The following is a 14,389-nucleotide window of genomic DNA, read 5'->3' as shown; positions in this document are numbered from 1 at the left end:
CAAGGACGGCTTCGGTTTCCTACGACATTTGAGAATGTTGGCGCTGCGGCGGAATCAATGACAGGCATGTCGACTATTAATAGCCACTGATAGTCTTGGGCTAAAAGCCCAGCTAGAGTTCAGGGCATTAGAGGTTTAATTGGCGAGGTTTGCGATGTCCCGCACGATCCGTTTTCACAAGTTTGGTCCAGCCGAGGTGCTCAAATGCGAAGAGCATGCGGCGTCTCTGCCTGCACCGGGTGAAGTGCAGGTGCGCGTCGAAGCCATTGGGATCAGTTGGTACGACACTCTGTGGCGCCAGAACCTGGCGCCGTCCCACGCCCGTCTGCCGTCCGGCCTTGGCCAGGAAATGGCGGGTATCGTCACCGCTGTCGGTGAAGGTGTCGATGACCTGGCAGTCGGTGACAAGGTCGCCAGTTTTCCGGCCGAAAGCCCCAACGACTATCCGGTCTACGGCGAGCTGATCGTGCTGCCGCGCACATCACTGACCCGCTATCCCGATGTACTCAGCCCGATTGAAGCGAGCGTGCACTACACACCGCTGCTGATCGCCTATTTCGCTTATGTCGATCTGGCGCGGGTCAAACCCGGGCAATTTGCGCTGGTCACCGACGCCAGTCACTGCGCCGGTCCATCGTTTGTGCAACTGGGCAAAGCCCTGGGCGTACGGGTGATCGCGGCGACCAAAACTGCGGATGAACGTGAATACCTGCTGTCGCTGGGTGCCGAGAAAGTGATCGTCACCGAGGAAGAAGATCTGCTGATGCGGATCAACAAAATCACCGACAACCGTGGTGTGGATGTGGTGTTCGATGGCCTGGGTGGACCGCAGATGTCGCTGCTTGGCGATGTACTGGCGCCTCGGGGCAGCCTGGTCCTGTATGGCCTGCAAGGGGGCAACCAGACGCCATTCCCGGCCTGCGCAGCGTTCCAGAAGAACATTCAGTTCTTTGTGCACTGCATCGGCAACTTCACCGGCAAGCCGGAACTGGGCATCATCCAGGATCAGGTGGCATTGCACCGTGCCTTGCGCGACATCAACCAGCTGACCGCTGATCGCGTAGTATTGCCACTCAAGACTCGGGTCTTCCCGTTTTCCGAGTTTGTCGAAGCACACCGCTACATGGACGAATGCCCATGCCGCGAGCGGGTTGCGCTACAGGTCGAACCGGCCTGACTCCCCCCCCCAAAAAGTCCGTGCCAGCACGGACTTTTTACTGTCGGCACCTTGTGCCATGAGACACCCCATCGGCCTGCCGACGGGCCGGTTCAGCAACTGAACTGGTTTTTGCTCTCGATCTGTAGCTTCTAATCAGCATCTAAGCCCTGATAATTGAATGATTACTTTCATCTCAAGGAATGAGTCATGGTCAGGTATCAGATCGATACTTTTCGCTATGCAGCACTAATACATATCCAAAAAAGAGTGGGGTGTTACGCCGTTATCGAACAATCACCGGCAACTTCTTTCTTTATTTTTTGTATTACGCGTCTGTGGGGCTCTGTCGGAAACTTCCTAGGGCGTCGAGCGCAAACGCAAGAAACCTTGCCAGCCGGGCGTTTCCTCAGCGCAGACGGTATTCAACACGCTGGTAACGTCCAGCCCGTTCAAATCTTGGCCAGAAAACTTAAGTGTTAACATTTGGCAATCATGTTCCGTAACTAAATCATCTCCAGACAATTCCTTGCGTTGTGCGTGCAGTTATTGCGCGCGATATCGAATTTATGAGCATCAGGTAAATAAAAATGACCAGCATCCATGATCAAGCGATGAACTATGTCTATCAACAAGTGTTGCAACGCTTGCTGGGTTTTTTTTCCCGTGCCGAACGAACTGCGTTGCAGTTGTTGATCCAGCGCCTGGTAGTGGCGGCTGGCGGTATGGATCAAATAGCGGACTTCAAGGTGCTGGCGATCCAGTCCGGTTCCCGTGACAGTTGTTACACCCTGGCGATGCTGCGCGCCGCGCAATTGACGATCGCCACCCGGTCCCCGGCGACATTCCAGCTGCGAGTGGCGACCTTGCGCTTGAACAGCACCAGCACGACGGCGCTGGAAAACATTCATCGTGCGTGCAGCGCGTTGTTCGTCTTTGACGATCCACGGGTCGAAGTGCTGATGGTCGATAACAGGGAAGTCCTGCCGTTCGATCACGTGGCACCGACGTCCAGGGCCGGGCGCGAGTCCCACCGAATGAACCAGTTGATGATTGGCCATCGTCGTGTATGGGATCAGCCGCTTGATCTATGGGATGACGGCTATCTGGCCACCGGCGAGTTCTATGGGCAAATAGCCCGCTGGAACCATGGCGTCGATGCTTTGGTCAGCGGCGACACGCTTCGCCAACAGAAGCAATTTATCGAAGGGTTGAGACGTGCCATCGCGAAAGCCGGGCTCGAGCCATTGAACCATGTCCAGCCGGGTTACGACGGCCTGTTCGCTTTGCTGGACGAATTGGGGGGCGACTGCTTCCGCGCGTTATATGGCGAGCATGGCCAGGCACCCTGGCGTCCGGCCGATCAGTTTGAAACCTGTCGGCGTACCGCGTTCATCAATATTCACGACATCCTGGTCGATAATCTGGAAGACCGTTGGCCATTGTTGACCGAGTTTCTCGGCTTCCAGGCGGACGAGTTGTCGACTCAGCTCAGCGACAACGAGTACGTGAGTCTTGATGTCCTGGCACACGTTCGAGGCCTGCAAGCCTGCTTCATGCAGGGGCAAACCTATGAGGAGGGCGTCGCCCGATACCTGCAGCGCACCTTGGTGATGATGCGCCGCAAACAACTGCCGGAGCGCCTGTGCGAGCAGGCGGTGGAAGCCTTCGGCAACCCCGCGACACTGGCTGAGCAACGCGTACGTACGACGGCCGAGATCCAGCGCAATCTTGGGTTGAGCGAGGCACAACTGGTGTGTCTGCTGTTTGCGCCTTTCGTCGACAATGGCGCAAACCTTGAGCGCTTCCTGCGTCAGTGCCACCCCGGCATGCTCGTGGCCATGCCCGACCTGCACCGGGCCATGCAGGGGCAACCGGTCGCCGAGCAGGTCATGCAATGGATGGTTGATGTCAGCGGCTTGCCGGTCAGTCTGATCGGCAAGCTGTACCACATGAAATCGGTCTCCGCCCATGAGGGCTGGGCGGGCGAACCGGCAGGTGCCGACACGCCGTCGAACATTGAGGGCAGCGAAAACGCCGCCCCCGTGACGAGTGAATGGTCGGCGGGTCGGTGAAAGTGAGCTTCAGACGCCTCGTTATCGGCCATCTCCCATGAAAGGGCCGCGGGAAACGGATTTTGCGTATCAGGCGGTGTACCGCTATCTGACCAGCCTGATCAGCGAGCATGCCACTGATGCGCGCGTTCGCCTGCCATCGTTGCGCCAACTGGCCCAGCGCCTGAACGTATCGATCTCGACCATTCAGTACGCCTACTCGCTGCTGGAGAAGGAAGGGCGCGTCTACTCGTTGGCCAAGTCCGGTTATTACGCAATGCCGGTGCCGTCCATCAGCACGCTCTACAGTGGCGACGACCTGCTGGAAATGGTCTACAGCAATGCGCGACGCCCTGGCACGCTGAACCTGAGCGCCGACGAGCCCGCATCGCTACAGTCACTGGACAGCCCGTTGTTGCTGTTGGAAAGAGAGCTGCTGCGCCAATATCCACGCCAGCCGCAACCGTCTTCACAACCCTGTGGCGAACTGGAATTGCGCACCGCCCTGGCTGCGCGCTACACCTCTTCGCCGGTGCGGTGCTGGCACGCCGATGATGTTTACATCGGCGCCGATCTTCGGGGCGTGCTGGAAATCCTGATCACCGTGTTGTGCCTCAGGGACGCCACGGTTGTGGTCGAGTCGCCGTGCGACTGGGCGCTGTTGCGCTTGCTTCAGGAGGCGTGCGTGCGGGTGATCGAATGGCCGGTCCTGGCTGACGGCGAGCTGGATATCCAGCGTCTGAAGGACCTGCTCGAAACCGAATCGGTGCGGTTGGTCATGGTGTCCTCCGGCCTGAACATGCCCCGAGGCAGCCGGGCCCCGGATCACAACCGACAAGCCATCGCGCAACTGCTGGAGCGGTATGACTGCCAGGTCCTGGAAAACGATTGCTACGGTGAACTGGGTTTCGAACCGGAGGGTCTGCGTTTTCGCGACCTGCTGCCTGTCGAGCGATTGATCGTGTTTTCCACCTTCGAAAAAATCATCGGCCCCGAAGCGCCCTACGGTTATCTGCTTTCGCGCCATCTGAGAGACGAGTTGCAGCGGCATTTTCTGTTACGCGCCTTCCGTCTTTCGCCGATCCGCCAGAAAGCCATTGCCCGTCTGTACGGCAATGGACGCGTGGATCAGCATCTGCAGGTACTGCGGCGGCGGCTGAAGGACAGCAAGACGCAGATGACCCAACTGCTGCAGGAGCGGATGGGCGATGCGTTGCAGTTCGTCGAGCCGCACGGTGGTGCAACCATTTGGGTGAACTCGTCGCGCCGGGTCGATGTGCGCCGGGTTTTTCAACGCCTGCTCAAGCACCAGGTAGTGATTGCGCCAGGAGAGCTGTTCAGTCTTCAGGGGCTGCACGCACAACATCTGCGTTTGAGCCACACCTTTGGTGGCGAACAGGACCTGGCGGATGCGCTGGGCTTGCTGGGGGACGCTTTGCGCCTGGAAGCAATCGAGTGAGCAGGGCGGTAAAACATCAGCCACACTGATGGATCGATCCCATCGCACTATGGTCAAACTGCCAGTAAACTGCGCTCCTATCCCTGAACCACTCTATTCCAGAGGTTTTGCATGACACTCAGTCCTTTTGCGGGTAAACCGGCACCGGCAGAACTGTTGGTCGATATCCCGCGACTGGTAACGGCTTATTACACGGGCCAGCCTGACGCCTCGATCTCCACCCAGCGCGTCGCCTTCGGCACGTCCGGGCACCGGGGCAGCTCGTTCGACCTGAGTTTCAACGAATGGCACGTCCTGGCGATCAGCCAGGCGATCTGCCTGTATCGCGAAGCCCAGGGCATCGATGGCCCGCTGTTTGTCGGCATCGATACCCACGCGCTCTCCACCCCGGCCGGTGCCAGCGCCCTTGAAGTGCTCGCCGCCAATGGCGTGACGGTAATGATCGCCGAAGGCGATGAATACACACCGACCCCGGCGATTTCCCACGCGATTCTCTGCTACAACCGCGGACGCACTTCGGGGCTCGCGGACGGTATCGTCATCACGCCGTCCCACAACCCACCGCAAAGCGGTGGTTACAAATACAACCCGACCAATGGCGGCCCGGCCGATACCCACATCACCAAGTGGATCGAAGCCAAGGCCAACGAGCTGCTGGCCAACAAGCTGGCCGGCGTCAAGCGCATCAGTTACGAACAGGCACTGAAGGCCAGCACCACCCATCGCCATGACTACCTCAATACCTATGTCGCCGATCTGATCAACGTGATCGACTTCGATGCCATTCGCGACGCCAAGCTGCGTCTGGGTGTCGATCCACTGGGTGGAGCAGGGGTGCGCTACTGGTCGGCGATTGCCGAACACTACCGTCTGGACCTGGAGGTGGTGAACAAACAGGTCGATTCGACCTTCCGCTTCATGACCGTCGACTGGGACGGCCAGATTCGCATGGACCCATCGTCCAGCTACGCGATGCAGGGCCTGATCGGCCTGAAGGAACGCTTCGACGTGGCCTTCGCGTGCGATCCGGATCACGACCGCCATGGCATCGTCACGCCGTCCGGCGGCCTGCTGGCGCCGAACAATTACCTCGCGGTCTCGATCGACTACCTGTTCCAGAACCGCCCGCTATGGCGTGCCGATGCCGCCGTGGGTAAAACCGTGGTCAGCAGTGGCTTGATCGATCGCGTGGCCAAGCGCCTGGGCCGTCGCCTGTACGAAGTGCCGGTCGGCTTCAAATGGTTTGCCGATGGCCTGTTCGACGGATCCCTGGGCTTTGGCGGCGAAGAAAGCGCCGGTGCCTCGTTCCTGCGCAAGGACGGTAGCGTCTGGTGCACCGACAAGGATGGCCTGATCCCGGCCCTGTTGGCCGCAGAAATGACCGCTCGCACTGGTCGCGATCCAAGCCAGGCCTACCGTGCCTTGACCGATGAACTGGGCGAACCGTTCTCGGTGCGGGTCGATGCCAAGGCCAACCCGGAACAGAAAGCCCTGTTGAGCAAGCTGTCGCCGGCGCAGGTGACTTCCACCGAACTGGCGGGCGAGGCGATCCAGAGCATCCTCAGCCACGCTCCGGGGAACGACCAGGCCATCGGCGGCCTGAAAGTCATGACCGAGAACGGCTGGTTCGCGGCGCGTCCGTCGGGCACGGAAGACATCTACAAGATCTACGCGGAAAGCTTTGTCAGCGACGAACACCTCAAGCAATTGGTGGCCGAAGCTCAAACGTTGGTGGACGGCGCCATCTCCGCGAAGTGATTGAGGGACCTGTGGTGAGGGGGCAAGCCCCCTCGCCACACCGAGATAGACAAAAAAGGGGCAGCCATCACGGTTGCCCCTTTTTTTGCCCGGCGTTTACCGGGTTAGGCCAGATCCACCAACACGATTTCGCTGTCCTCGATGGCCGTCACCCGCAATACGGATTCTTGCGCGACCGCAACACCGTCTCGAGCTTGTGCACGCAAGCCATTGATCTCAATGATCCCAGTGGCTGGCACCAGGTAGGCGCGACGGCCGTTCTCCAGGTGATATTCAGCGGTTTCGCCGGCCTTGAGGTTGGCCGCCACCAGCCGTGCATCGGCACGGATGCGCAAGCTTTGATCGTCGCCAGCCTTGCCGCTGGCCAGGGTCACGAAACCTTCACGCTGGCCTTTAGGGAACGGTTTGGCGCCCCAGGACGGCGCCAGGCCGGATTCGTTGGGAATGATCCAGATCTGGAAGATCTTGGTCGGCGTCGCCTCCAGGTTGTACTCGCTGTGGGCAATCCCGGTGCCGGCGCTCATGACCTGTACGTCACCGGCTTCAGTGCGGCCCTTGTTGCCAAGGTTGTCCTGGTGGGTAATGGCCCCTTCACGGACATAGGTGATGATTTCCATGTCGCGATGCGGGTGTTGCGGGAAACCGGTGCCTGGGGCGATTACGTCGTCGTTCCAGACCCGCAGGTTGCCCCAGTTCATGCGTTTGGGGTCATGGTACTCGGCGAACGAAAAATGGTGATGGGCATCCAACCAGCCGTGGTGAGCGCCACCGAGCGAGTTGAAAGGTCTGAGTTCAAGCATGATCGTCTCCTGAAAGGTTCGTCATGGGGCGGCAGGCCTGGGCCATGAAGCGAGACCGGTGGTTGATGACGGGCATCATCCTTCAGGTAATAATCGATAAAAAGCGTAAAAAATGCCGCATAACAATCGAAATGGCTGATGGTTCGCCACTCAAAACATTCTCATCCCACCTTCAGTTCATCGCATAAGCTAATGAGTCATAAGCAATTCACTAGAACTCGACGGCAAATGCAGACACCATAGCCCTCAACAGCCTCACACCCTGGAGTCCGTCCGCGTGCCGCAACACACCCCCGATCTTCCGCCTGAACTTCGTCCTCTGGCCGAGATGCCGCTGCTCAAGCGCCTGGCCGCCCGATTCTTTGGTCACGGCTTGACGCGGTTGCGCGCGCAACACCGAGCATCCTGGCTGCACGGTCAGGCTGACGGCTTCCGCAGCGGGCACATGGCGGGAGTGGATTACGGCTACAAGGAAGGCAAGCTCGAAGGGTTGGAAGAGGGGCGACAGGTCCTGCTGATTCGCGATTCGCGTTCGACCGAGCATCGGCCCCCCACTGTCGACGATCACCTGTTCGACGATTGGCGTTTGCCGCTGAACGCCGAGGTGAAGAAGCGCATGAAGGCCGATGTCGCGCGACTGCTTGCGCCTCATGCCCAGCCCAGCGCGGCCCAGTGGAAGATGATCTTCAGCGACACACCAACCACTTCGGTGATCGCCGGCGCTGGCGCGGGCAAGTCGACGACCCTGGTGCTGCGGATCGTGCTGCTGAGCCATTATCTGGGCTTCGAGCTGAGTTCGATGACCGTGGTGACCTTCACCCGAGAATCACGCAAGGACTTCATCAACAAGTTGATCGAGCTGTTCGCGCTCTGGGGGCATACCCTCAGTCTCAAGGACGCTCGCGACCTGGTGCGCACTTTCCACTCGCGGATCCTGCCGATGGTCCGCAGCTTGCCCGGCTTCGAACGCCTGCAAGCCTTTGAGAACCTCAGTCATCGTGCACAGAACGGTGAGGAGGACGCTGACAGCAATCCATTTGACCTGCGCATCAATGATGCCCAGCGCCAGCAACTGAACACCTGTTTTCACGCCTTGCATACGCGCGATGAGCGTTTTCGCGAATTGATCAAGCCCCTGTCGCGCCACGCCCTGCAGCTCAAGGAGCTGGAGCGTGATCACCCTGATGTGCAAAAACGCATGGCGGTGACCGAACTGGCCGCCAAGCGTGACGAAGAACTGTGCGACACGGTGGAAGACTTGTGGTTCAGGGCGCGCGCCTGGCCGATCAAAGGCATTGAGCCGAATCGCCAGACCTTCGATATCAACGGCTCGACATTCCATTGCCATGGCTACATTCCGTCCCTGGATGCGTGGGTGATGTTGGGCTTCGATCCTGGGGAAAACCCCCAGGTCAGCCGTCCGAACGCCAAATTGACGGTTCGCGCGGAATGGGCAGTAAAGCGCACCCTGTTTCAAGCTTTCTGTCGTAAGCCATTGATTTGGCTGGATAGTTACGAATCATCCAGGCGTGTGCTGGCCTCGTTGGCCGGCGACGCCAGTGCCGGGCCGGGCTTTGATTACAAGGTCAAGGGTGAGCTCGCTTCCGCGCCGTTGCTGGACGCTTTTGTCGCCGCAGCCGGGTTTATCGAGAACCTCGGCCTGGATGTGCCGAACGCAGTCAGCCAGATGAGCTTTGCCAAGGACGACCCGGACCGGTTTTTCTTCGAGGCATTGAGCCTGTACTGGCGTGCGCTGGAAGACCATTTGCTCGACCAGAAACCGCCGATCATGACCTACAACCGAATGTTTGCCTTGTTCAGCGAACATTCCCCGGAAAACCTGAAACTGCTCAGCGATGAGCTGCTGCGACCCTTGTCACATTTGATGATCGATGAATTTCAGGACGTATCGCCGCAAATTGTCTCCTGGATTCGCGCCAGCCTGGCTGAGATACGCAGTCGTGGGCCGGCCATGCATGTGGGGCGCGGAGCGCAGCGCTCGTCCTTGCTCTGCGTGGGGGACGACTGGCAGTCGATCTACGGTTGGCGCGGCAGTTCGCCGAGCTATTTCATGGAGTTCAACAAGGAATTCTCGTCGCCAGGCACTACCAGGGTCATGCTCAGCGACAACTATCGCAGTCACCAACACATCATCGACGCCGCCGAACACATCGTTCGTGCCGCGCCAGCGATTCCGGGCAAGAAGGCCAGGGCCGGCGGCGAGCCCAAGGACTTGTGGCCCGTCAAGGTGCTCGATCGTGATGACCAGGCCATGGCGGCGTGTCTGATGGAGCACTACCGCAAGGGCGATTCAATCTTGATGCTTTATCGAAAAAGTAGCGATAAGTCATTGATAGAACAGCATATTCAGTCCGTAGTTAACGTTGATTCTAGCTTGCCGCATGAAGCACGGCGCCTCAAGCAACTGACCTACCACAGCGCCAAGGGCTTGCAGGCTGATGCCGTATTCCTGCTCGGCGACTGTCAGCACTTGACCAGCTCACCTTACAAGAATCAGGTCTACCGCATGGCGGGCCTGGGCAAGGCCGGCGACAGCGAGCCCTATGACAACGCGCAGAAAGACGAAATCCTGCGGCTGGCATATGTCGGCATTACCCGGGCTGTCAGTCATTGCTACTGGTACGTCGATGCCCAGGATACCCAGGCGGTGAATATGCCCAAGGCGTCTGATCGCATCGGCAAGGGCAAGGCGTTTTTTGCCGATCATCGGGCTGCAAGTTCTGCGACTTGAAATCCCGCCCAACAAAAAGCCCACGAAAGTGGGCTTTTGCGGTTTTTCGACCTTCAGGCATAACTTTTGAGGGCGGCCGGGGGAATGAACGTTTCAAGCTCATCCTCCACGGCTTCGATTATTCGCTCTACATCGGCTGCATTCATGACCGTTGCACAAGGAATACCGGCAATGGCGATCATGGTCTCGCCAGTGGCGCGATCGAACAGACGGGCAATCATGCTGCCCGGGGCGTCCATGCTCGCCTCGAAACCCATGGGATGAAAATGCCAGCGCATCAGCTGACAGGCGTTTGGAAACGTAACCTTACTGAACCCTTTATTCATATGTTGCCCGCCTTCTTCATCGAGCGCTTCCATTAGCTCATGGTAGGAGGGAAGAACCTTCATTGGTTCAACCGGTGACAGACTTTAAAAGTAGCACCCGGATGTGAAAATCATGTTTTTTTTTCAGTCCGTTTGGCGATTGCCTCGCGCTTTCTTGATCCAGCGCACGACTCGGCGAATTTTCCGATAAAAGGTTGCCAGCGGTTGACCATTGAAGCGGCGGCAGAAGTTCGGCAAAGTCGGCTCTTTTCTTCGAGACCCTTATGCACGTCGAAGATGATGGCCCGCAGCAAACCCAGGCCACGGGCGAAACGGTCATGCGCTACCACTTGCGCTGGAAACACCGGGACCTGGATGGGGTCATGGCGCTGTATCACCCGGACGTCCTGTACAGCGATTTTTTCCAGAATCGGGTGATGGGCCTGGCGGAATTGCGTGAATACGTGCGCAGCAGCATGCCAAGGGATCCGGATGAGGCGCTCGAGCATTCCGACCGTATCCGCCTTGATGGCAACACCGCATTCATTCAGTACCGCATTACCCTGCGCGGCGGGGACGGCCTGGTGTCGTTCCGCGCCAGCGAGGCGATCACGGTCAAGGGCGGGCTGATCTGGCGGGTCAACGAATACGCGTCACTGGTGCATGAGCAGCCCCCCAGCAAGGCCGCCAACAACCAGCGTCCGGCGGTGAGTCGGCTCGGATTGTCGCCCCGTCAGTTGAGCTTCATGGCCGAGGACTTGCAGCAATATTTCCAACGCCAGCAGCCTTACCTCGATCCAGAGCTCGATCTGCAGCGGGTAGCGAAGGAGTGCGGCTACAGCCGCAATCAGATTTCCTATTTGCTCAATCAGGTGCTGGGCCAGAGCTTCTATCGCTACGTCAACCAGGCGCGCCTGCGACACCTGCTCGCGGCACTGGACAGCGCCACACCGCCGCTGCGTATCGACGAACTGGCCTTTGCCGCCGGGTTCAATTCGCTGTCGGCGTTCTACAGCTGTTTCCGCCAGCACACCGGCCAGTCGCCCAAGGCCTACGCCAAACAAATTTCTTTGCGTGCACGCGCGCAAGACAGTCTCTGAGCCCACGCACTAGGATCACCGCCATCGAAGTTTGAGTGGCGGAGTCCTGCATGCCGGCGTGGCGCACTATCAGTTTGTGGATGGACCAACTCGACGAGCCACTGTTGGCGCGTCCGGCGCTGGCCGAGGATCTGGATGTCGACGTGGCCATTATCGGCGCGGGCTACACCGGGCTCTGGACGGCGTACTACCTGAAACTTCAGGCACCGGCGCTAAAGATTGCCATCATCGAGGCGCAAACCGCCGGTTTTGGCGCTTCGGGGCGAAATGGCGGCTGGCTGATGGGCAATCTGCTGGGGGAAGACCGGCTACTCGCCGATTTGTCGCCCGTGCAGCGCCGGGCGTCCTATGACCTGCTGCACAACATTCCCGATGAAGTGGAAATCGTCCTCGAACGCGAAGGCATCGCCTGCGATTACCGCAAAGGCGGGGTGCTGTACTGTGCCGCCCGTTACCCCGAACAGGAAACAAGCCTTCGCCAGTATCTGGACTCGCTGTATAAACAGGGCCTCAACGAAAACGATTACCGCTGGCTCAATCCAGCGCAGTTGGCGCAGCAAATCCGCATCGCCAAGCCCTATGGCGGGATCTACGCACCTCACGTCGCGACCCTGCACCCGGCCAAACTGGTCCGTGGTCTGGCGCGCACGGTCGAGCGCATGGGCGTCAGAATCTACGAAAACAGCCCGGTCACCCACTGGCAGGCGGGTAGCCTGCGCACCGCGCAAGCCTCGGTTCGCAGCCGCTGGGTGGTACCGGCGGTGGAAGGTTATTCGGTCACGCTGCCGCCGCTCGGGCGTTACCAATTGCCGGTACAGAGCCTGATCGTCGCGACCGAGCCTTTATCCGCGGCTACCTGGGATGAAATTGGCCTGAGCAACGGCCAGGCGTTCAGCGAAAGCAGCCGTCAGGTCACTTATGGCCAGCGCACGGCTGACAACCGTTTGATCTTCGGCGCGCGCGGCGGCTACCAGTTTGCCGGCAAGCTGCGCCATGACTTTAACCTGACCCGCAGCGAAATCGAGCTGCGCCGCTATCTGTTCGGCGAGTTGTTCCCGCAGCTCAAGAACGTGCAGATCACCCATGGCTGGGGCGGCAACCTGGGCATGTCGCGGCGCTTCAAGCCGCACATGCTCTGCGACCACGCCAGTGGCATCGCCTTGTCCGGCGGTTATGGCGGGGAGGGCGTGGGCGCCAGCAACCTGGGCGGGCGAACCCTCGCCGACCTGATCCTGCAGCGCGACACCGAACTGGTTCACCAGCCGTGGGTCATCCCCCGGCACGGGCTCGATGCGCTCAGGGCATGGGAGCCCGAACCCTGCCGCTGGCTCGGCTACAACGCGATCATCCGCAGCTTCGTCCACGAAGACCAGACCCTGGCCAACCCGGCCACCGCGCCCTGGCGGCGCAAGCTTGCCAGCGGGGTCGCGGGGTTCATGGAAGGTTTCATGCACTGACCGACGTGCTCTTCATCCATAGGCTTCACCGACAGGTACTCCCATGAGCATCACGCAATTCAAGAACACAGCAACCCTGGCACTGCAAGAGTCGAACCCGGTCGCCGTGCCGCTGGGCTTGCCCGTGGCAGTCGCATCGACCACCAGCGTCGAACGCGACGACGGCGTCGAAACCGGGGTATGGGAATGCACGCCCGGTCGTTGGCGGCGGCAGATCGTCGCCCAGGAGTTCTGTCACTTCATTCAGGGTCGTTGCACCTTCACCCCGGACGACGGCGGCGAAACCCTGCACATAGAAGCCGGCGACGCACTGATGTTGCCAGCCAACACCCTCGGTATCTGGGATATCCAGGAAACCGTGCGCAAGACCTATGTATTGATTTTTTGAAAATAGAAAGTTGAACGCTGATCCCTTGATTGCCTGCCAAACAAAAACAGCCTCTACAGGAATCGACTCATGATCCGAAAGACACTGACTCTTGCTCCGCTGATGCTCGTCGCTTCAATCAGTCAGGCCGCCGACACCGTCAAGATCTACAACTGGTCGGACTACATCGCACCGGATACCACGAAAAACTTCCAGAAAGACACCGGCATCGCCTTCACTTACGACGTCTACGACAGCAATGAAACCCTCGATGGCAAGTTGATGACCGGTAAATCCGGTTACGACGTGGTGTTTCCGTCCAACCACTTCATGGCGCGGCAAATTGAAGGCAAGGCACTGAAAAAACTCGACAAGAGCCAGTTGCCGAACTGGAAGAACCTCAATCCGGTTCTGCTCAAGGCCTTGCAGACCAACGATCCCGGTAACGAGCACGGCTTTCCGTATCTGTGGGGCAGTACCGGGATCGGCTACAACATTGCCAAAGTCAAAGCGGTCCTGGGCGACAACGCACCGGTGGACTCCTGGGACCTGATCTTCAAGCCCGAGAACATGCAAAAACTGCAGAAGTGTGGCGTGGCCATTCTCGATAACGGCCCGGAATTGCTGCCCGCTGCCCTGAACTACCTGGGCCTGCCGCCTCACAGTAAAAACCCGGAAGACTACAAGAAGGCTGAAGCGCTGCTGTTGAAAGTACGGCCGTATGTCAGCTATTTCCACTCGTCCAAATACACCAGTGACCTGGCCAACGGCGACATCTGCGTGGCCGTCGGCTTCTCCGGCGACATCCTGCAAGCGGAAAACCGCGCCAGGGAAGCCAGGAACGGTATCGACATCGGTTATTCGATTCCCAGGGAAGGCGCCGCAATCTGGTTCGATATGGTGGCCATGCCCGTCGACGCCCCGGACGAAAAGGCCGGGTACGCCTTCATGAACTACCTGCTGCGCCCGGACGTCATGGCCGATATCAGTAACTACGTGCATTACGCCAATGGCAACGAACAGGCCGACAGCCTGATCGACCCGGCCATCAAGAACGACACCAAGGTCTATCCGAGCCCGGAAATGATGGGCAAATTGTTCGCCCTGGAAGCCATGCCGCTGGACATCGACCGGATTCGCACCCGCGTGTGGAACAAGATTCGCACCGGTAGCTAAGCGGT

Annotated in this window: 11 protein-coding genes; 9 read left to right on the top strand and 2 right to left on the bottom strand. The window is 59.2% G+C overall.

From position 1 onward, the window contains the following. The first annotated feature begins 154 nt into the window (after nt 1-154). The 4 genes from ACX3YF_RS24800 to pgm all read left to right on the top strand — a co-directional run bounded on the left by ACX3YF_RS24800 (nt 155) and on the right by pgm (nt 6,427). On the top strand, nt 155-1,177 hold the full coding sequence (locus tag ACX3YF_RS24800) for a zinc-dependent alcohol dehydrogenase family protein (protein ID WP_047528683.1): 1,023 nt from the start codon (nt 155-157) through the stop codon (nt 1,175-1,177). A gap of 569 nt (nt 1,178-1,746) precedes the next feature. Beyond that, complete coding sequence (locus ACX3YF_RS24795) at nt 1,747-3,231, top strand: hypothetical protein (protein WP_458952476.1); 1,485 nt, start codon at nt 1,747-1,749, stop codon at nt 3,229-3,231. Nucleotides 3,232-3,268: 37 nt separating this feature from the next. Beyond that, on the top strand, nt 3,269-4,669 hold the full coding sequence (locus tag ACX3YF_RS24790) for an aminotransferase-like domain-containing protein (protein ID WP_130211485.1): 1,401 nt from the start codon (nt 3,269-3,271) through the stop codon (nt 4,667-4,669). 111 nt (nt 4,670-4,780) lie between these two features. After that, nucleotides 4,781-6,427, top strand: a complete 1,647-nt coding sequence (gene pgm / locus ACX3YF_RS24785) for a phosphoglucomutase (alpha-D-glucose-1,6-bisphosphate-dependent) (protein ID WP_288095480.1) — start codon at nt 4,781-4,783, stop codon at nt 6,425-6,427. A 104-nt stretch (nt 6,428-6,531) separates the two neighbouring features. On the opposite strand, the gene ACX3YF_RS24780 is transcribed toward pgm, so the two are convergent. Further along, on the bottom strand, nt 6,532-7,227 hold the full coding sequence (locus tag ACX3YF_RS24780) for a pirin family protein (protein WP_196586896.1): 696 nt from the start codon (nt 7,225-7,227) through the stop codon (nt 6,532-6,534). A 277-nt stretch (nt 7,228-7,504) separates the two neighbouring features. Here ACX3YF_RS24780 and ACX3YF_RS24775 point away from each other — a divergent pair, with 277 nt between their 5' ends. Next, nucleotides 7,505-9,979 (top strand): UvrD-helicase domain-containing protein, encoded by a 2,475-nt coding sequence (locus ACX3YF_RS24775; protein WP_458974484.1) that lies wholly within the window; start codon nt 7,505-7,507, stop codon nt 9,977-9,979. 53 nt (nt 9,980-10,032) lie between these two features. On the opposite strand, the gene ACX3YF_RS24770 is transcribed toward ACX3YF_RS24775, so the two are convergent. Beyond that, nucleotides 10,033-10,305: a DUF1652 domain-containing protein gene (locus tag ACX3YF_RS24770; RefSeq protein WP_196587254.1), complete on the bottom strand. Its 273-nt coding sequence runs from the start codon at nt 10,303-10,305 to the stop codon at nt 10,033-10,035. Between the two features lie 263 nt (nt 10,306-10,568). On the opposite strand from ACX3YF_RS24770, the gene ACX3YF_RS24765 reads away from it, so the two are divergent. From ACX3YF_RS24765 to ACX3YF_RS24750, 4 genes are all read left to right on the top strand, one after another. After that, complete coding sequence (locus tag ACX3YF_RS24765) at nt 10,569-11,384, top strand: helix-turn-helix transcriptional regulator (RefSeq protein WP_458974483.1); 816 nt, start codon at nt 10,569-10,571, stop codon at nt 11,382-11,384. A gap of 50 nt (nt 11,385-11,434) precedes the next feature. Then, nucleotides 11,435-12,841: an NAD(P)/FAD-dependent oxidoreductase gene (locus ACX3YF_RS24760; RefSeq protein WP_458974482.1), complete on the top strand. Its 1,407-nt coding sequence runs from the start codon at nt 11,435-11,437 to the stop codon at nt 12,839-12,841. 43 nt (nt 12,842-12,884) lie between these two features. Then, entirely contained in the window at nt 12,885-13,229 is a 345-nt protein-coding gene (locus ACX3YF_RS24755; protein ID WP_130211479.1) for a cupin domain-containing protein, read from the top strand. Between the two features lie 69 nt (nt 13,230-13,298). Further along, nucleotides 13,299-14,384: a polyamine ABC transporter substrate-binding protein gene (locus ACX3YF_RS24750; protein ID WP_196587146.1), complete on the top strand. Its 1,086-nt coding sequence runs from the start codon at nt 13,299-13,301 to the stop codon at nt 14,382-14,384. The last annotated feature ends 5 nt before the right edge of the window (nt 14,385-14,389 follow it).

Source organism: Pseudomonas fluorescens group sp. PF-69, from assembly GCF_054481235.1.
The sequence above is the reverse complement of the archived record's forward strand: the minus strand, read 5'-3'. Positions and strand labels throughout refer to the sequence as shown.

Excerpts from the sequence above, each read along its gene's own strand:
- ACX3YF_RS24800 (WP_047528683.1), top strand. The coding sequence starts at position 155 with ATGTCCCGCACGATCCGTTTTCACAAGTTTGGTCCAGCCGAGGTGCTC.
- ACX3YF_RS24795 (WP_458952476.1), top strand. The coding sequence starts at position 1,747 with ATGACCAGCATCCATGATCAAGCGATGAACTATGTCTATCAACAAGTG.
- ACX3YF_RS24790 (WP_130211485.1), top strand. The coding sequence starts at position 3,269 with ATGAAAGGGCCGCGGGAAACGGATTTTGCGTATCAGGCGGTGTACCGC.
- pgm (WP_288095480.1), top strand. The coding sequence starts at position 4,781 with ATGACACTCAGTCCTTTTGCGGGTAAACCGGCACCGGCAGAACTGTTG.
- ACX3YF_RS24780 (WP_196586896.1), bottom strand. The coding sequence starts at position 7,227 with ATGCTTGAACTCAGACCTTTCAACTCGCTCGGTGGCGCTCACCACGGC.
- ACX3YF_RS24770 (WP_196587254.1), bottom strand. The coding sequence starts at position 10,305 with ATGAATAAAGGGTTCAGTAAGGTTACGTTTCCAAACGCCTGTCAGCTG.
- ACX3YF_RS24765 (WP_458974483.1), top strand. The coding sequence starts at position 10,569 with ATGCACGTCGAAGATGATGGCCCGCAGCAAACCCAGGCCACGGGCGAA.
- ACX3YF_RS24760 (WP_458974482.1), top strand. The coding sequence starts at position 11,435 with ATGCCGGCGTGGCGCACTATCAGTTTGTGGATGGACCAACTCGACGAG.
- ACX3YF_RS24755 (WP_130211479.1), top strand. The coding sequence starts at position 12,885 with ATGAGCATCACGCAATTCAAGAACACAGCAACCCTGGCACTGCAAGAG.
- ACX3YF_RS24750 (WP_196587146.1), top strand. The coding sequence starts at position 13,299 with ATGATCCGAAAGACACTGACTCTTGCTCCGCTGATGCTCGTCGCTTCA.